The organism is Falsiroseomonas oryziterrae (assembly GCF_021864505.1).
Taxonomy (GTDB): Bacteria; Pseudomonadota; Alphaproteobacteria; order Acetobacterales; family Acetobacteraceae; genus Falsiroseomonas; species Falsiroseomonas oryziterrae.
Genome location: NZ_JAKJIB010000001.1, coordinates 31,092 through 48,481, shown reverse-complemented (window position 1 = coordinate 48,481; position 17,390 = coordinate 31,092). Strand labels below are relative to the sequence as shown.

Annotated in this window: 14 protein-coding genes and 1 tRNA gene; 8 read left to right on the top strand and 7 right to left on the bottom strand. The window is 68.0% G+C overall.

Annotated elements, in window-relative coordinates; genetic code table 11:
• The first annotated feature begins 150 nt into the window (after positions 1-150).
• Positions 151-645, top strand: coding sequence for an Lrp/AsnC family transcriptional regulator (locus tag L2I40_RS00195; protein ID WP_237212828.1), 495 nt, complete (start codon positions 151-153; stop codon positions 643-645).
• Positions 646-712: 67 nt separating this feature from the next.
• On the opposite strand, the gene L2I40_RS00190 is transcribed toward L2I40_RS00195, so the two are convergent.
• From L2I40_RS00190 to carA, 6 genes are all read right to left on the bottom strand, one after another.
• On the bottom strand, positions 713-1,963 hold the full coding sequence (locus L2I40_RS00190) for a threonine ammonia-lyase (protein ID WP_237212827.1): 1,251 nt from the start codon (positions 1,961-1,963) through the stop codon (positions 713-715).
• Positions 1,964-2,034: 71 nt separating this feature from the next.
• Complete coding sequence (gene greA / locus L2I40_RS00185) at positions 2,035-2,508, bottom strand: transcription elongation factor GreA (protein WP_237212826.1); 474 nt, start codon at positions 2,506-2,508, stop codon at positions 2,035-2,037.
• 118 nt (positions 2,509-2,626) lie between these two features.
• Positions 2,627-5,863, bottom strand: coding sequence for a carbamoyl-phosphate synthase large subunit (gene carB, locus L2I40_RS00180; protein WP_237212825.1), 3,237 nt, complete (start codon positions 5,861-5,863; stop codon positions 2,627-2,629).
• Position 5,864: 1 nt separating this feature from the next.
• Positions 5,865-6,125: a hypothetical protein gene (locus L2I40_RS00175; protein ID WP_237212824.1), complete on the bottom strand. Its 261-nt coding sequence runs from the start codon at positions 6,123-6,125 to the stop codon at positions 5,865-5,867.
• The gene (locus L2I40_RS00170; protein WP_237212823.1) at positions 6,125-6,757 is read right to left on the bottom strand and encodes a LysE family translocator; all 633 of its coding nucleotides are present in this window, start codon (positions 6,755-6,757) and stop codon (positions 6,125-6,127) included. Before L2I40_RS00170 ends, L2I40_RS00175 begins: the two co-directional genes overlap by 1 nt.
• 7 nt (positions 6,758-6,764) lie before the next feature.
• Positions 6,765-8,135 carry a glutamine-hydrolyzing carbamoyl-phosphate synthase small subunit gene (gene carA, locus L2I40_RS00165; RefSeq protein ID WP_237212822.1) on the bottom strand — a complete coding sequence of 457 codons (1,371 nt, stop codon included), beginning with the start codon at positions 8,133-8,135 and terminating at the stop codon, positions 6,765-6,767.
• Positions 8,136-8,307: 172 nt separating this feature from the next.
• Here carA and L2I40_RS00160 point away from each other — a divergent pair, with 172 nt between their 5' ends.
• The 5 genes from L2I40_RS00160 to L2I40_RS00140 all read left to right on the top strand — a co-directional run bounded on the left by L2I40_RS00160 (position 8,308) and on the right by L2I40_RS00140 (position 14,169).
• Positions 8,308-8,769, top strand: coding sequence for a GatB/YqeY domain-containing protein (locus tag L2I40_RS00160; RefSeq protein WP_237212821.1), 462 nt, complete (start codon positions 8,308-8,310; stop codon positions 8,767-8,769).
• A gap of 71 nt (positions 8,770-8,840) precedes the next feature.
• On the top strand, positions 8,841-10,745 hold the full coding sequence (gene dnaG, locus L2I40_RS00155; RefSeq protein ID WP_237212820.1) for a DNA primase: 1,905 nt from the start codon (positions 8,841-8,843) through the stop codon (positions 10,743-10,745).
• A gap of 105 nt (positions 10,746-10,850) precedes the next feature.
• Entirely contained in the window at positions 10,851-12,770 is a 1,920-nt protein-coding gene (gene rpoD / locus L2I40_RS00150) for an RNA polymerase sigma factor RpoD (RefSeq protein ID WP_237212819.1), read from the top strand.
• A gap of 7 nt (positions 12,771-12,777) precedes the next feature.
• A complete protein-coding gene (locus L2I40_RS00145) occupies positions 12,778-13,350 on the top strand; it encodes a GNAT family N-acetyltransferase (RefSeq protein WP_237212818.1) in 573 nt (190 codons plus the stop codon).
• A gap of 75 nt (positions 13,351-13,425) precedes the next feature.
• Complete coding sequence (locus L2I40_RS00140) at positions 13,426-14,169, top strand: hypothetical protein (RefSeq protein ID WP_237212817.1); 744 nt, start codon at positions 13,426-13,428, stop codon at positions 14,167-14,169.
• Positions 14,170-14,230: 61 nt separating this feature from the next.
• Here the strand turns inward: L2I40_RS00140 and L2I40_RS00135 are convergent, their stop codons facing one another.
• Positions 14,231-16,351 carry a sodium-translocating pyrophosphatase gene (locus L2I40_RS00135; RefSeq protein WP_456305719.1) on the bottom strand — a complete coding sequence of 707 codons (2,121 nt, stop codon included), beginning with the start codon at positions 16,349-16,351 and terminating at the stop codon, positions 14,231-14,233.
• A 268-nt stretch (positions 16,352-16,619) separates the two neighbouring features.
• On the opposite strand from L2I40_RS00135, the gene ppa reads away from it, so the two are divergent.
• On the top strand, positions 16,620-17,153 hold the full coding sequence (gene ppa, locus L2I40_RS00130; RefSeq protein ID WP_237212816.1) for an inorganic diphosphatase: 534 nt from the start codon (positions 16,620-16,622) through the stop codon (positions 17,151-17,153).
• 55 nt (positions 17,154-17,208) lie between these two features.
• A tRNA-Ile gene (locus L2I40_RS00125) sits at positions 17,209-17,282 on the top strand.
• Positions 17,283-17,390 lie beyond the last annotated feature (108 nt).

The following is a 17,390-nucleotide window of genomic DNA, read 5'->3' as shown; positions in this document are numbered from 1 at the left end:
TCAACTGGGGGGCCTCATCCATATCGGCGGGATCGGCGGCCGCCTCAACCGATTCGTGCTGACATGTCGGATGCCACGTGGTAATGCTTGCAAATACGTAATCTAAACCCAGATGAGGCGGCAGCGTCGCCGCGAGAAGAAGGGCTGCCCATGCGTCGTGTCGCCGAGCCGGATCTGGACGCCGTCGATCGCCAGATCCTGGCGGAACTTCAGGCTGACGGACGCATGACGAATGTGGAATTGGCGCGCCGTGTGGGGCTTTCTGCCCCGCCTTGCTTGCGGCGCGTGCGTCGCCTCGAGGAGCAAGGGATCATCCGCGGCTACCACGCCGATCTCAACGCTCAGGCTCTCGGCTGGCAGATCTCGTTCTTCGCCATCGTCGGCCTGGAGACGCAGAAGGAGGTCGTTCTCTCTGCGTTCGAGCGCATGGTGACCTCCTGGCCTGAAGTCCGCGAGTGCCACATGATCCGCGGCGGCGGCGACTTCCTCCTGCGGCTTGTCGCGAAAGACACGCAGCACGAGAACGCGCTGACGGCCAAGCTCACGGAAGCCCCTCACGTGCTACGCGTGCAGACCATGCCAACGATCCGAACGGCGCGCGACCTCTCGGGGGTTCCGGTGGATCGGGAAGCGGTTCCGGCCTGATCCGCTCGCGCGTGCGACCCACCCGCGGTCCTGTGGGCGGATCGTGACGCGTGCCGGCGGCTGCCACCTATCCGCGCCGGACGACGTAGTTGCCCGCCTGCAGCGCGGCGACGATGGCAGCGCCCTGCTGGGCGTCACGCACCTCGACCATGAGTTCGAGTTCTGCGGACTGCACCGATGGTGCGGCGAACAGTCGCTGGTGATTCACCTCGATGACGTTGCCGCCGGCAGCCGCGACTCGGGTTGCGATGTCGGCCAGCACGCCCGGGCGGTCCGGGATGTCGAGGTGCAGGCGAAGGATGCGTCCATCGCGGAGCAACTGGCGCAGCAGCACGTTGGAGAGCACCCGCGCATCGATGTTCCCGCCGCAGATCGGAATGCCCACGGTGCGGCCTGCGAACCTCTCAGGATGCGCGAGAACGGCGGCGAGGCCTGCAGCCCCCGCGCCCTCGGCCACCACCTTGGCACCCTCGGCCAGGAGCGCGATCGCCTCCTCCACCGCGCGCTCCGGCACGACGAGCACCTCGATGCCATGCTGCTTCAACCACGCGAACGGGAGTTCGCCGACATCGCGCACAGCGATGCCTTCGGCGATCGTCGGGCCACCGACAGCGACCGTCTGGCCCTGCAGGCGCTGCGCCATCGCGGGATAGCCCTCGACCTCTACGCCGAACACGCGCAGTCCCGGCTTCAGTTCGAGGGCGGCGGCGGCGCAGCCGGTCAGCAAGCCGCCGCCGCCGACCGGAACAGACAAGGTGTCGACCTCGGGTGCGTCCTCCAGAAGTTCGAGTGCCGCGGTCCCCTGGCCGGCGATCACGCCGAGATCGTCGTAGGGGTGGATGAATGTCAGCCCGTCGCGGAGGGCGAGTTCATGTGCGTGGGCAGCCGCCTCGGCGAGGGTCTCGCCGTGCAGCACGACCTTCGCACCCCAGCCCTCCGTTCGCGTCACCTTGGTGGCTGGCGTGAACTTCGGCATGACGATGGTGGCCCCGATGCCGGCCAGGGCGGCATGGCGAGCAACGGCCTGCGCATGGTTGCCGGCGGACATCGCGATGACGCCGGCTGCGCGTTCGCGCGCTGTCAGCAGCGCGATGCGATTGGCCGCGCCCCGCTCCTTGAAGGCGCCGGTCGCCTGCAGGTTGTCGAGCTTCAGGACGATCGTCGCGCCGGTCGAGCGTGACAGGGCGTCGCAGCGGATCGTGGGCGTACGCAACACCGAGCCGCGGATGCGGACAGCTGCCGCCCTGATATCGGCCAGCGTCACATGCGGCATTGCCGCCGGTTCGGTTGCGGCCGCGTGGCCGCGCAGCGGGGACATCGCTGTCGGATCCTTCAACCAGACGATGGATGGTCGCGCTGCTGCGACGCCACGAGCTTTGTCAGCGGCGTTCAGCTGAAGCGGACCGCCGCGATCTCATAGACGCGGGAACCGCCCGGCGCGGGCACCTCGACGCTGTCGCCGACCTTCTTGCCGATCAGGGCCTTCGCCAAGGGCGACGAGATGGAGATGGAGCCCGCCTTCATGTCGGCTTCGAAGGCGCCGACGATGCGGTAGGTCTTCTCGTCTTCCGTCTCCTCGTCCACGACGGTGACATGCGCGCCGAAGCGCACCTGGTCGCCCGACATCTTGGTCGTGTCGATCACCTCGACGGACGGAACGATCGCCTCGAGTTCCGCAATCCGGCCTTCGATGAAGGACTGACGCTCGCGCGCCGCGTGGTACTCGGCATTCTCCGAGAGGTCGCCATGGGCGCGTGCCTCGGCGATCGCTCGGATCACGGCGGGGCGCTCCTCGGCCTTCAACTGCCGGAGTTCCTCCTGGAGGCGTGCGAGACCCTCCGCGGTCATGGGGAACTTCTGCACGTCACGTCCTTCCTTCAGACGGCCCGCCAGGGTCGAATCGAATTGAAGCACTGGGAAACCGGCGGGGGAAAACGAGATAGGGCGGCGGAGGGTGGCCCCCTCACCGCCGCCCACTGTCTCAAAACGAGCGGCTAAAATACGCTTGCAGAGGCGCAACATCAAGGGTTCCGGCCTTCAGGGCGGCAATCGCGTGCACCGCGGCCCGGGCTCCGGCCATGGTCGTGTAATGCGGGACCCCATGGGTCAATGCACTGCGACGGATGTCAAAGCTGTCCGAGACCGACTGTCCGCCGCTCGTTGTGTTGATGACGAGCTGGATTGCCTCGGACTTGATGGCGTCCACGCAATGCGGCCGACCCTCGAGTACCTTGTTGACGACGGTGCACTCGAGGCCGGCATCGCGCAGCTTGGCGGCGGTGCCTCGGGTCGCCGTGATCTTGAAGCCCATTTCAAGTAGCCGGCGGGCCAACGTGACGGCACCCGGCTTGTCGCCGTCCTTCACCGAAATGAAGGCGGTGCCGGTTTCCGGCAGCCTTACGCCTGCGCCCAACTGCGATTTCAGGAATGCGCGCTCGAAGGAACTGTCGAGGCCCATCACCTCCCCGGTGGACTTCATCTCGGGGCCGAGCAGGACATCGACGCCTGGGAAGCGATTGAACGGGAAGACGGCCTCCTTCACCGCGACATGCGGTGCGATGGCGGCGTCATCGAGGTCGAAGTCGCGCAAGGCTGCACCGGCCATGACCCGCGCGCCGATCTTCGCGACCGCAACGCCGGTGGCCTTGGCAACAAACGGCACCGTGCGCGAGGCGCGGGGGTTGACCTCGAGCACGTACACCTCCCCGTCCTTGACGGCGTACTGCACGTTCATCAGCCCCTTGACCTTGAGGGCCTTGGCCATCGCCTCCGTCTCCGCCTTCAGCTCCGTCACCAGGGCGGGCGAGAGGCTGTAGGGCGGCAGCGAGCAGGCGCTGTCGCCGGAATGGATGCCGGCCTCCTCGATGTGCTCCATCACGCCGGCGACATAGACCTCGCCATGCGCATCCGCGATGCAATCCACGTCGACCTCGATCGCATCCACCAGGTACTGGTCGACCAGGATCGGGTTGTCGCCCGAGACCTTCACGGCCTCTGCACCGAAGCGGCGCAGCTGTTCGCGGTTATGGCAGATCTCCATCGCACGCCCGCCGAGCACGTAGGAGGGGCGAACCACGACGGGATAGCCGATCCGCGCCGCCTCGCGCTCCGCCTCGTCGAGGTCGCGGGCCGTGCCGTTGGCGGGCTGCTTCAGGCCGAGCGATTTGAGCAATTGCTGGAAGCGCTCCCTGTCCTCGGCGATGTCGATCGAATCCGACGAGGTGCCAAGGATCGGGATGCCGGCCTTGTGCAGTGCCTGGGAGAGCTTGAGCGGCGTCTGACCGCCATACTGCACGATGCAGCCCAGCACCTCGCCGTTCTCCTGCTCCTTGCGGACCAGGGCGATCACATCCTCGGCGGTGAGCGGCTCGAAATAGAGCCGGTCTGAGGTATCGTAGTCGGTGCTGACCGTCTCCGGGTTGCAGTTGACCATGATGGTTTCGAAGCCGGCCTCGCGCAGCGCATAGGCCGCGTGCACGCAGCAATAGTCGAACTCGATGCCCTGGCCGATGCGGTTCGGTCCGCCGCCGAGGATCACGATCTTCTTCCGGTCGGTCGGCCGGCTTTCGCACGCAGGGGTTCCGAAGCCGCCCTCGTAGGTCGAGTACATGTAGGGCGTGTCGGAGGCGAATTCGGCGGCACAGGTGTCGATGCGCTTGTAGACCGGCGACACCTGCAGCGCCTGGCGCGCCGCGGCGACCTTGGCTTCGGTCGTATTTGCCAGCTTGGCGAGGCGGCGGTCGGAGAAGCCGAGCGCCTTGAGCGCACGGAAGCCTTGCGCCGTCTTCGGCAGGCCGTTCGCGACCACGCCCTTCTCGGCCTGCACGATGCGGTCGAACTCCTGGATGAACCAGGGATCGAACTTGCTGGCGTCGTGGATCTCCTCGATCGACATGCCGGCGCGCAGCGCCTGCGCGACGACCAGCGCGCGATCCGGCTTCGGCGTGGCGAGCGCGGTGCGAAGCGCCGTGTGATCCGTCAGGTCGAGTTCGTCGAGGCCCGAAAGCCCGGTCTCGAGCCCGCGCAGACCCTTCTGGAAGGCCTCGCAGAAGGAGCGGCCGATCGCCATCGTCTCGCCGACCGACTTCATGCTCGTGGTCAGTGTCGCCGGCGTGCCGGGGAACTTCTCGAAGGTGAAGCGGGGGATCTTCACCACGACGTAGTCGATCGTCGGCTCGAAGCTTGCCGGCGTGACCTTGGTGATGTCGTTCGCCAGCTCGTCCAGCGTGTAGCCGACGGCGAGCTTCGCCGCGACCTTGGCGATCGGGAAGCCCGTCGCCTTCGACGCGAGCGCCGAGGAGCGCGAGACGCGGGGGTTCATCTCGATGATGACCATGCGGCCATCGGCGGGATTGATGCCGAACTGCACGTTCGATCCGCCCGTGTCCACGCCGATCTCGCGCAAGCACGCGATCGAGGCGTCGCGCATGCGCTGGTATTCCTTGTCCGTCAGCGTCAGTGCCGGTGCGATCGTCACCGAATCACCGGTGTGCACGCCCATGGGATCGAGGTTCTCGATCGAGCAGACGATGATGCAGTTGTCCGCCCTGTCGCGGACCACTTCCATCTCGAACTCCTTCCAGCCAAGCACGCTCTCCTCGACCAGCACCTCGGTGGTCATGGAGGCCGCCAGCCCGGCGGAGACGATCTGCTCGAACTCCTCGCGGTTGTAGGCAATGCCGCCGCCGGTGCCGCCGAGCGTGAAGGACGGACGGATGACGCAGGGCAGCCCGACGAGCTCGAGGGCCGCCTGCGCTTCGGCCATCGAATGCGCGATGGCGCTCTTCGGGCTCTCGATCCCGATCTTCGACATCGCGTCGCGGAACTTCTGGCGATCCTCGGCCTTGTCGATCACCTCCGCCTTCGCGCCGATCAGTTCGCAGCCATACTTCCGCAGGACGCCGGCGGCATCGAGCTTCAACGCCGTATTGAGTGCCGTCTGCCCGCCCATCGTCGGCAGCAGCGCGTCGGGTCGTTCCTTGGCGATGATCTTCTCGACCATCTCCGGCGTGATCGGCTCGATATACGTCGCATCCGCAAGGCCCGGATCGGTCATGATCGTGGCCGGGTTGGAGTTCACCAGGATGACTCGGTAGCCCTCCGCGCGCAGCGCCTTGCACGCCTGCGCACCGGAATAGTCGAACTCGCAAGCCTGTCCGATGACGATCGGGCCAGCGCCGATGATGAGGATCGAGCTGATGTCGGTACGCTTCGGCATGTCAGGCTCCGGTCGAGTTCTGCCGCCGCGCCGTCCACAGCAGTGCGGGCAGGATGAGGAGATGGGGGATTCCCCAGAAGGCAAAGGCCCAGGCGGCGTGCTCGCCCATCAGCAGCGTCGTCGCGCCATGCACGACGCTCGAGATCACGAAGGCCGTCATCGCCGCCCGCATGGGTGGGAACATCTTCCGCAGCGAGCCCGCCAGGACGAAGAGCACCAGGCCCGAATAGGCCAGCGCAAAGAGGCCCATCGCGAATTCCATCAGGAGCGCGCCTCCGTCGCGAGCTTCACCGCAAGCAAGGCGAGTGCGACGCCGAGCACCCAGCGCTGGACCGCCATCCAGACGGGCTTGGTCGAGAGGAACTTCGCCGTCCCTGCCGCCCCCCAGACCAGGACGGCATCCCAGAGCGTACAGACAAGGATCTGCGTGGCGCCCAGGATCGCCGCCTGGAGAAACAGGCTGCCGCGCTCGGGGTCGAGGAAGGGCGGCAGGACCGCCATGTAGAAGAGCGCAACCTTGGGATTGAGCGCCGCGGTCGCGAAGCCGACGCCGAACAGCCGCGCGGCAGGCTCCTGCGGCAGCTTGCGCGCGGCGAAGAGCGGTTGGCCGCTCGGCTTCACGCACTGCCAAGCGAGGTAGAGCAGATAGGCGGCACCGCCGAGGCGCAGCACGTCCCAGGCATAGGGAACGGCCAGCAGCGCGGCGGTGATTCCGGCGGCTGCGCAGAGCATGATGGCGAGCGAGCCCGCCTGGCAGCCGACCAACGAGATCATGCCGGCCGAGGTGCCCTGCGCCAGGGCGCGGCTGACCAGATAGAGCATGTTCGGCCCTGGCGTGACCGCCAGGCCGAGCGAGAGCGCGGCGAAGACGAGAAGCGTCTCGGCGGAGGGCATGGGCCCCTCAGGCGCGCTTCTGCTGTTCGATGAGGTCGACGAAGCGCTGGAACAGGTAGTGGCTGTCCGTCGGCCCAGGCGAGGCTTCCGGGTGGTACTGCACCGAGAAGGCCGGCAGCTTCGTGCTGGCGATACCCTCGTTCGAGCCGTCGAAGAGACTGCGGTGGGTCACCTCGACGCCCACCGGCAGGCTCGTCTCGTCGACCGCGAAGCCATGGTTCTGGCTGGTGATCTCGACCTTGCCGGTCTTCAGATCCTTGACCGGCTGGTTCGCGCCGCGATGACCGCGGTCGAGCTTGTAGGTCTTCGCGCCGAGGGCCAGCGCCAGCAACTGGTGGCCGAGGCAGATGCCGAAGGTCGGCACGCTGGCGGCCAGCACGCCCTGGATGACAGGCACTGCGTACTTGCCCGTCGCCGCAGGATCGCCCGGCCCGTTTGACAGGAACACGCCATCCGGCCGGTGGCGCAGGATGTCCTCCGTCGTCGCGGTGGCCGGCACTACCGTCACGTCGCAGCCCGCCGCGGCAAGGCAGCGCAGGATGTTGCGCTTCGCGCCGTAGTCCACCGCGACCACCTTGAAGCGTGGCGAGGTCTGCCGTCCGTAGCCCTCGCCGATCGTCCAGGTGGTCTCGCTCCAGTCGTAGGTCTGCCGGGTCGAGACCTCCTTCGCGAGGTCCATCCCCTCCAGCCCAGGCCATGCCTGCGCCTCGCGCTGCAGGGCCGGCAGGTCGAAGCGGCCGTCGGCCGGGAAGCACAGCACGCCGTTCGGCGCGCCGCCGTCGCGGATCCGTGCCGTGAGCGCGCGCGTATCCACGCCCGCGATCCCCGGCACGCCGTACGACTTCAGCCAATCGTCGAGGTGCCGCGTGGCGCGCCAGTTCGACGGGGCGGTGACGTCCTGCTTGACGATGAGCCCACGGGCGGCCGGGGCTGTCGCCTCGATGTCCTCGGGGTTGGCGCCGACGTTCCCGATATGGGGGAAGGTGAAGCAGATGGTCTGCCCGGCGTAGGAGGGATCCGTGAGCACCTCCTGGTAGCCCGTCATCGATGTGTTGAAGCAGATCTCGGCGACCGTCGTCGCATGCGCCCCGAAGCCGCGCCCCCAGAGCACGCTGCCATCTGCGAGGACGAGGGCCGCGGTCGCTCCTTCGGGGGTTGCGTGGTCGGGCACGGGAGACTCCGTCGTGATCTTGCGGGATTCGCTACGCGGGAGGTCGCTCAGCGACAGGCCGGTGGCGGCGATGACCTCAGGCCAGTGCTTTGCGGGAATGGTACGGGCCTGGCGCCACTTCCGCAGGGCTTCCGTGCCGACCCCGAGGCGACCCGCTGCCGCCTCAGGCCCCCCGAGGAGGCCGATGATGTCTTCCACCGTTCGCATGGCCTCGATATGTGGGAAAAAACTTCCCGGGTCCAGCGCGATGATGGGTTGGGAGAGAATTTCCCGGGCGTGGTCGGTCCGCGGCGTCCTCGGTCTAGGCTGCGGTTCTGCGCCGGAGGGTTGGGCCGGTGCGCCCGAGCGGCTAGATCAGGCCTGAAGGAGACACCCGGCCATGGCCGACGACCTGCGCGCCCGATTCAATGCCGCGATGAAGGAGGCGATGCTCGCCAAGGATGCGGCGAGGACCTCCACCGTCCGAATGATCATCGCCAAGCTAAAGGAGGTCGACATCGCCGCCAGGCCCTCGGGCGTGGACAAGGTGCCGGACGATCAGGTGGTGGCCATGCTCCGCAGCATGGTGAAGTCCCGGCGGGAAAGCGTCGAACTCTATCGCCAGGGCGGCCGGCAGGAACTGGTGGACAAGGAACTGGCCGAAATCGCGGTGATCGAGTCGTTCCTGCCGCAGCAGATGGACGAGGCCGCGATCGCTGCCGCCGTCGACGCCGCCATCGCCGAAGCCGGGGCGTCCAGCGTCAAGGACATGGGCAAGGTCATGGCCGTGCTGAAGAAGCACGGCCCGGCGCTCGACATGTCCCGGGCGAACCCGCTTGTGAAGGCCAGGCTGGGGGCGTGACGCGGCAGGGCTTTGCCAGCGCGACCGTCCCTTCGGCCGCGTCCCGTCCCGGGCGCTGAGGGCCGTCGCGCATGGCGCTGCCCCCCGCCTTCCTCGACGAACTGCGGCTCCGGACCCCGCTGCCGGGCCTGATCGGCCGCAAGACGCGGCTCACCCGGTCCGGCCGGAACTGGAAGGCCTGCTGTCCCTTCCACGGCGAGAAGACACCGTCCTTCTACGTCTACGACGACCATTTCCATTGCTTCGGCTGCGGCGCGCATGGCGACGCGATCACCTTCGTCATGCGTGCCGAAGGCGCGTCCTTCCCCGAGGCGGTGGAGCGCCTGGCGGCGGAGGCCGGCCTCGAGGTGCCGAAGCCGACGCCCGAAGCGGCCGCGCGCGAAAAGCGGGCGCGCGACCTGCATGGCGTGCTCGAAGCGGCCTGTGCCGCTTTCCAGCGGCGGCTGCGGCTGCCGGAGGGGGCGGATGGCCTTGCCTATCTCAAGCGCCGCGGGCTGTCGGATGCGACGATCGCCGGCTTCGGTCTGGGCTGGTCCGGTGGCGGCCGTGGCGCGATCGCCGCGGACCTGAAGGCCGAGGGCATCACGCAGGAGCAGCTTGCCGAAGCCGGCCTCATCCGCGCCCGGGAGGGCGACGGCGAAGGCCGGAGCGAGGGCTTCACGGACCTCTTCTTCAACCGCGTCATGTTCCCGATCCGCGACCGGCGCGGCCGGATGATCAGCTTCGGCGGCCGGGTCCTCGGCGACGGCGTGCCGAAATACGTGAACGGCCCGGAGACGGTGCTCTTCAAGAAGCGCAGCAGCCTCTACGCGCTGGACCTCGCCAAGGAAGGCGCATTCCGCGGTGGTACCGTCGTCGCGGTCGAGGGCTACATGGACGTCATCGCCCTGCACCAGGCCGGTTTCACCGGGGCGGTGGCGCCGCTCGGCACGGCCCTGACCGCGGAACAGCTGGAGGAACTCTGGCGCCTGACGCCGGAGCCCGTGCTGTGCTTCGACGGCGACGCGGCCGGCGCACGGGCTGCGGCGCGGGCCGCCGAGACGGCGCTGCCGCTGGTGACCGTTGAACGGACGTTGAGATTTGTGACGCTCCCAAACGGGGAAGACCCCGACACCCTGCTGTTGAAGGGCGGGTCACGCGCGTTCGAGGCGTTGCTCAAAGCTCCACGTAAGATTGAAGACGTGCTTTGGGGGCTTATACAGGAGGCGGCACCTGGAGCCGGTGTGACCGCGCGCGGCAAACAGAAGAGCGAAATATTTCGCTTTTCGAGGCTCATTACAGACCGATCTCTTGCTGATGCATTACGCGAAGAGTTACTGAGCCGCTGGAACTCGGGACGTCCAGGCTCACGAGGGTCAGGTGCTCGGAACTCCGGGCACTCGGCTCTTCAACCAAGGCGCCCAATGAATGTTCCGCGCCCGGCGATTACATCGGAAAGAACGCGAATGGCGCAGGGCGCGGCTCTGATGGCCATCACGCTCCGCCACCCCTGGCTGCTGACGGAGGTCGAGGAGAGCCTGGCGGGCCTTGACCTTGGCGCGGGGCTCGCCGCGCAGTGCCGGAGCGCCGTTCTCGCATGGCTGGCACAGGGACACGCGCTTGACTCGGCTGGGCTCATGGACCACCTCGCCAAGGTTGGCCTGGGGGAGGCGGCGGCGGCGTTGCTCCGCGACCCATCCCTTCCGTTCGCGGCCCGGCCGGACGCTCAGCCCAAGGAGGCGCTGGACGGGTGGTGGCACTTCTTCGCCCTGCTGCGTGGCGAGGCGGAGCTGCTGGACGATCAGGCCGCCGCCCGGCGCGCCTGGACCGAGAGCAACGATGCCGGCGAGCAGGAGCGGGCGCAGCGTCGCCTCGTCAGGTTGCAGGCCGCCATCGCCGCCCTGCGGCGCGGCGAGTGGGGCGAGGACGAAGACGAGCCGCCGGGCGGGGCCGGCAACGGGGATCGGCCTGGGGGACACCCCAGGAGCACCCCATAAAGTAGGGGGCCTTTGCATCACCGGCGGGGTGATGGCGGCCCGGAAGGCGGCGTGCCGGCGAAAGCCGGAACGGAGCGCCGGCAGGACGACGGAGCAGGGTCAGGCATGGCAACCAAGGTCGCCAACGGCGCCGAGACGGTCGAAGGCCGCGACGAGGCGGTGGAGGGCGTGCTGCTCGACATCCAGTCGGCGGCCGTCAAGAAGCTCGTCGCCCGCGGCAAGGAGCGGGGCTACGTCACCTATGACGAGCTGAACGCCGCCCTGCCGTCCGAACAGGTGTCCTCCGAGACGATCGAGGACACCATGGCGATGCTCTCGGACCTCGGGATCAACGTCGTCGAGAACGAGGAAGGCGAGGACGGCGAGGCTGCCGCGCCCAAGCCCGTCGCCAAGGCCGAAGAGGAAGAGGACGAGGAGTCGGGCGGGAATGTGGACGAGGAAAGCCTCGGCCGCACCGACGACCCGGTCCGCATGTACCTCCGCGAAATGGGCAGCGTGGAGCTGCTTTCGCGCGAGGGCGAGATCGCCATCGCCAAGCGCATCGAGGCCGGGCGCGACATGATGATCGGCGGGCTCTGCGAGAGCCCGCTGACCTTCAAGGCCATCGTCGCCTGGCACGACGCGGTCAAGGAAGGCCGCATGCTGCTGCGCGACGTCATCGACCTCGAGGCGACGGCCGGCGCCAACAACCCGGAGGGTGCGGCGCAGGCGCAGGAGGAGGAATTCGAGGAGGGCGACGAGGAAGGCGGCGGCCTCGGCCTGTCGCTCTCGGCGCTGGAGGAGAAGCTCAAGCCGGAGGCGCTGGCTGCGTTCGAGGCGATCGAGAGCGCCTATTCGAAGCTGCAGAAGCTCTCCGCGAAGCGGATGGACGCCTACACCTCGGGCGGCGAGACCTCCGCGCGCAGCGAGAAGACCTACGAGAAGCAGCGCGTGGAGCTCGTCGCGCTGGTGGAGAAGGTGCATCTCCACAACAACCGCATCGAGGAGCTGGTGGACCAGCTCAAGGGACTGAACCGCCGGCTGACGACCCTGGAAGGCCAGATCCTCCGCATGGCGGAGGGCCACAAGGTGAAGCGCGAGGAGTTCATCCAGAGCTGGCGTGGCCACGAGCTCGACCCGGCCTGGTTCGACGGGCTCGCCAAGCTGAAGGGGAAGGGCTGGCAGGCCTTCGTCACGAAGTCGAAGGACGACGTCGAGGCGGTCCGCGGCGAGATCGCGAAGGTCGCCGGCGAAACCGGCCTGCCGGTGGACGAGTTCAAGCGCGTCTACGCGACCGTCTCCCGTGGCGAGCGGGACATGACGCAGGCGAAGAAGGAGATGATCGAGGCGAACCTCCGCCTCGTGATCTCGATCGCCAAGAAGTACACCAACCGCGGCCTGCAGTTCCTGGACCTGATCCAGGAGGGCAACATCGGCCTGATGAAGGCGGTGGACAAGTTCGAGTATCGCCGCGGCTACAAGTTCTCGACCTATGCGACCTGGTGGATCCGCCAGGCCATCACGCGGTCCATCGCGGACCAGGCGCGGACCATCCGCATCCCGGTCCACATGATCGAGACCATCAACAAGCTGGTCCGCACCAGCCGCCAGATGCTGCACGAGATCGGCCGCGAGCCGACGCCGGAGGAACTTGCCGAGAAGCTCGGCATGCCGCTCGAGAAGGTGCGCAAGGTCCTGAAGATCGCGAAGGAGCCGATCTCCCTCGAGACGCCGATCGGCGACGAGGAGGACAGCCATCTCGGCGACTTCATCGAGGACAAGAACGCGATCATCCCGCTCGATGCCGCGATCCAGTCCAACCTCCGCGAGGCCACGACGCGCGTGCTGTCGAGCCTGACGCCGCGCGAGGAACGCGTGCTCCGCATGCGCTTCGGCATCGGCATGAACACCGACCACACCCTCGAAGAGGTCGGCCAGCAGTTCAACGTGACGCGCGAGCGCATCCGCCAGATCGAGGCGAAGGCGCTGCGGAAGCTCAAGCACCCGAGCCGGTCGCGCAAGCTGCGCAGCTTCCTGGACAACTGACCGGCCCATGAGCGCGGCGCGCGAACCGGTCACACGTATCGCCGTTGAGGTGACCTTCCTCCGGATGGATGCGCCACCCGGCGATGCGGCGCCGGCGCTCCCCGACGGCTCGGCTGTGGTGCGGGTCTCCCGCTGCTCGGTTCCGTTCTACCGCTATCTCTACGATACGGTGGGGCGGGATTGGGTCTGGTGGCTGCGCCGCACCGTCCCGGACGACGAGATCGCAGGTCTGCTCGCCCGGCCGGACGTCTCCATCCACGTCCTATACCGGGACGGCGAGCCCGCAGGCTTCTACGAACTGGAGCGGCGCGGCGGCGACGGGGGCGTCAACCTCTCCTACTTCGGCCTGATGCCGCACGTGATCGGCCAGGGCTTGGGGCGCGGCCTGCTGCGCCACGCCGTGGATACCGCCTGGGTCGATCGCCCCTCGGTCGTGACGGTGAACACCTGCACGGCTGACCATCCGCGCGCCTTGCCGAACTACATCGCGGCCGGCTTCCGGGTGCTGCGCACGGTTCGGGAGGTCTGGCCGGTGCCGCAGCGGCTCGGCCTGCGTATTCCCGACCGGCTGCGGATCTGAGCGGGCGGTTTCCGTTCCGGCCTCGGCGCTCCTAGACTGGGGAGCGTGGAGAGGGGGGTCAGGATGCGGAGTGCTTTGATCGTCGGTGCCGCACTGCTTGCCGGCTGTTCGCCGGACTACTCGGCAGTGCGCGACTGGTCGTCGCAGGCGCGGGAAGCGGTCCTGCCGTTGCAGGCGAGCCGTGTCGCGTCCGACCCCGCTCTCCTCCCTCCACCCCCGGCGCCCGTCACCGCCGAGGGGCGAGCGGGCGCGGTGCAGGCGCTGAACGAAGGCATCGCCTCCTGGCTTGGGCTGCTGGCCTATCTCGCCGACGACGGCTGGCCGCGGCAGCGCGAGAACCCGCTGACGGCGCTTGCCGAGAAGGTCCAGCCCTTCGACCCGGAAGGCGCCGCGGCGCTCACGAATCTCGGCGAGATCATGGGCTACACGGCGCGGCGCAACACACGCGCTCCCTATCTCCGCACTGCGATTCAACTGGGCGACCCGCATCTCCAGGCTGCCGTCGCGGCCTTGCAGCGCCAGTCTTCGGCGCTGCTGGCCGAGGCTCCGCAGCCGGCCATCGAGGCGCCGGCACTGCCTCGCAACGCAACGCCGCAGCAACGAGCGGCGCTCCAGGACCTGGTGGCGGCCAGGCGCGCGGAACTGGACCGCCAGCGGCCCGCGGAGGACGCTCGGCGGGCCGCGCTCGAGCGTGTCGCGGCCGGCCATGCCTGGATGGCTGCCAATACCAGCGTCCTCTCGCAGAGCGAGGCAGCAAGGCTGCTGCGTGCGCAGGAAAGCGAGTTGCGGCGGCTGATGCTGCTCGGCGTCGCCGGGTAGCGGAGACGAAAAGGGCCGGCGGATCGCTCCGCCGGCCCGCTCGACGCCAGTGCCGTGAGCCTCAGCTGTGGGCGAGGATCGCCAACAGGAGAAGGGCCACGATGTTGGTGATCTTGATCATCGGGTTCACCGCGGGACCGGCCGTATCCTTGTAGGGGTCGCCGACCGTGTCGCCGGTGACGGCGGCCTTGTGGGCCTCGCTGCCCTTGCCGCCATAGTTGCCCTCCTCGATGTATTTCTTGGCGTTGTCCCAGGCGCCGCCGCCGGTCGTCATCGAGACCGCGACAAAGAAGCCGGTGACGATCACGCCGAGCAGCATCGCACCGAGCGCCGAGAAGGCCGCGGCCTTGCCGCCGATCAGCAGGATCACCAGGAACACGACGATCGGGCTCAGCACCGGCAGCAGCGAAGGGATGATCATCTCCTTGATCGCCGCCTTGGTGAGCATGTCGACCGCCCGGCCGTAATCCGGCTTGTCCGCGCCCGTCATGATGCCCGGCTTCTCGCGGAACTGGCGCCGCACCTCCTCGACGACCGCGAAGGCCGCGCGGCCGACCGCGGTCATCGACATGCCGCCGAAGAGATAGGGCAGCAGGCCGCCGAACAGCAGGCCGACCACGACGTAGGGGTTCGACAGGCTGAACGTCAGCTCACCAAGCCCTGCGAAGTAGGGGTAGCTGGCGGGGTTGGCGATGAAATAGCTGAGGTCCTGCGTATAGGCCGCGAAGAGCACCAGCGCGCCGAGGCCCGCCGAGCCGATCGCATAGCCCTTGGTCACCGCCTTGGTGGTGTTGCCAACCGCGTCCAGCGCATCGGTCGAGACGCGGACCTCCTTCGGGAGGCCGGCCATCTCGGCGATGCCGCCGGCATTGTCGGTGACCGGGCCGAAGGCGTCGAGAGCCACGACCATGCCTGCGAGTGCCAGCATCGTCGTCGTCGCAATGGCGATGCCGTACAGCCCCGCAAGGCCGTAAGAGGACAGCACGCCGGCAATGATGATCAGCGCCGGCAGCGCGGTCGATTCCATCGACACCGCGAGGCCGCGGATCACGTTGGTGCCGTGGCCGGTCTGCGAGGCTTCGGCGATCGCGCGCACGGGGCGGTAGTCGGTGCCGGTGTAGTATTCCGTCACCCAGACGATCGCCGCGGTCACCGCGAGCCCGACCGCGCCGCAGAGAAACAGGCTGAAGGCGCCGAAGCTGTGCCCGCCCGCGGTCACCGTCCCGGTACCGAACACCAGGTAGGAGAGCGGCAGCAGCGCAGCGAGCGAGAGCGCGCCGGTGACCACGAAGCCGCGATACATGGCGCCCATGATCGAGTTGTTGGCAGGCAGCTTCACGAAGTAGGTGCCCGCGATCGAGGTCACGACGCAGACCGCGCCGATCGCCAGCGGGAAGAGCATCGCGGCGACCCGCGCCTCTGCCCCGAAGCTGATCGCCGCCAGGACCATGGTGGCGACCATGGTCACCGCGTAGGTCTCGAACAGGTCCGCCGCCATGCCCGCACAGTCGCCGACATTGTCGCCCACGTTGTCGGCGATGGTGGCCGGGTTGCGGGGGTCGTCCTCGGGGATGCCGGCCTCGACCTTGCCGACCATGTCGCCGCCGACGTCCGCACCCTTGGTGAAGATGCCGCCGCCGAGACGGGCGAAGATCGAGATCAGCGAAGCGCCGAAGCCGAGCGCCACGAGTGCGTCGATCACCAGGCGGCTGTTGGGCGCCGCGCCGCCGATCGGCACCAGGATGAGGAAGTAGACAGCGATCGAGAGCAGCGCGAGGCCCGCGACCAGCATGCCCGTGATGGCGCCCGACTTGAACGCCACGTCGAGGCCCTGCGCGAGCGACTGTGTCGCCGCCTGGGCGGTGCGGACATTGGCGCGCACCGAGACGTTCATGCCGATGAAGCCTGCTGCCCCCGACAGCACCGCGCCGATCAGGAAGCCGATTGCCACCGCGAAGGCGTGCCCGCCGAAGCCGAAGGCCACCAGGATCAGCACGAAGAGCACGGCGCCCACGATGCCGATGGTGGTGTACTGGCGCTTGAGGTAGGCCGATGCGCCTTCCTGAATCGCCTTCGCGATCTCCTGCATTCGGTCGGAGCCGGCGTCGAGCGCCATGATCTCCTTGGACGTCTTCACGCCGTAGGCGATCGAGAGCGCCCCCAGCACGATGATCAGAAGCACCGATATTGTTATCAAGGCCGCTTACCCCCTCATGTCTCCCTGGAGCCGACAGTCAGCCGGCCACGGGGCGCGATGGGGGCGCGCTCACTCGGGCCGGCCCGGCCTGCGGGCCCATCAGAACCTTGCGCGAAGGCACCCTGGCTGGCAACGCCACCCAAAGTGGAAAAGTCCTGGCCGGTACCGCCCCCTCGAGGCGGCGCGCGCCTCTCGCGGCGGGCCCCGTTTTGTGGTTGATGCTCCCACCCGTCGGAAGGAGCCCCCGCGCCCCATGCGCATCGAGCATATCCCCATCGGCAACAACCCGCCTGAGGACGTGAATGTCATCGTCGAGGTCGGGGTCGGCGGCGAGCCGATCAAGTACGAGATGGACAAGGCATCCGGGACGCTCTTCGTCGACCGCTTCCTGCACACCCCGATGCGCTATCCGGGGAACTACGGCTTCGTTCCCCACACCTTGTGCGGGGACGGCGACCCGCTCGACGTGCTCGTGGCCAACACCCGACCCATCGCGCCGGGTGCCGTCATCAACGTCCGGCCGGTGGGCGTTCTGCTGATGGAGGATGACGGTGGGCACGACGAGAAGATCATTGCCGTGCCGTCGCCGAAGCTGACGAAGCGCTACGAGAAAGTCACGGAATACACGCACCTGCCGCAAATCACGATCGACCAGATCCAGCATTTCTTTGCCCATTACAAAGACCTGGAGCTTGGGAAGTGGGTGAAGATACTTGGGTGGGGCGATGCGGCGCAGGCGAAGGCCTATGTCGCCGAAGCCATCGCGCGGGCGAAGGCGGCCGGCTGATCCGGCCAGCGCCGGGCTTGCATCGGCTGATCGCTTTGGCGATCAGTGGCTCTCCGGGCCTGTAGCTCAATCGGTTAGAGCTGGCCGCTCATAACGGCTTGGTTGGGGGTTCGAGTCCCTCCGGGCCCATTCCGGCGCTCGCCCGCGTCCCCGTTGCGTCCGCTCCTCCAGCCGGCAGCCCTCCGGCGGACGCGCCGCGACGGCGGGAGGCCGACGTCGCGTCTGGCCTCGCGCCAC

Coding starts and splice junctions, on each gene's coding strand:
- rpoD (WP_237212819.1), top strand. CDS start 10,851: ATGGCAACCAAGGTCGCCAACGGCGCCGAGACGGTCGAAGGCCGCGAC.
- carB (WP_237212825.1), bottom strand. CDS start 5,863: ATGCCGAAGCGTACCGACATCAGCTCGATCCTCATCATCGGCGCTGGC.
- dnaG (WP_237212820.1), top strand. CDS start 8,841: ATGGCGCTGCCCCCCGCCTTCCTCGACGAACTGCGGCTCCGGACCCCG.
- L2I40_RS00145 (WP_237212818.1), top strand. CDS start 12,778: ATGAGCGCGGCGCGCGAACCGGTCACACGTATCGCCGTTGAGGTGACC.
- L2I40_RS00190 (WP_237212827.1), bottom strand. CDS start 1,963: ATGTCCCCGCTGCGCGGCCACGCGGCCGCAACCGAACCGGCGGCAATG.
- carA (WP_237212822.1), bottom strand. CDS start 8,135: ATGCGAACGGTGGAAGACATCATCGGCCTCCTCGGGGGGCCTGAGGCG.
- L2I40_RS00195 (WP_237212828.1), top strand. CDS start 151: ATGCGTCGTGTCGCCGAGCCGGATCTGGACGCCGTCGATCGCCAGATC.
- L2I40_RS00175 (WP_237212824.1), bottom strand. CDS start 6,125: ATGGAATTCGCGATGGGCCTCTTTGCGCTGGCCTATTCGGGCCTGGTG.
- L2I40_RS00160 (WP_237212821.1), top strand. CDS start 8,308: ATGGCCGACGACCTGCGCGCCCGATTCAATGCCGCGATGAAGGAGGCG.
- L2I40_RS00170 (WP_237212823.1), bottom strand. CDS start 6,757: ATGCCCTCCGCCGAGACGCTTCTCGTCTTCGCCGCGCTCTCGCTCGGC.
- ppa (WP_237212816.1), top strand. CDS start 16,620: ATGCGCATCGAGCATATCCCCATCGGCAACAACCCGCCTGAGGACGTG.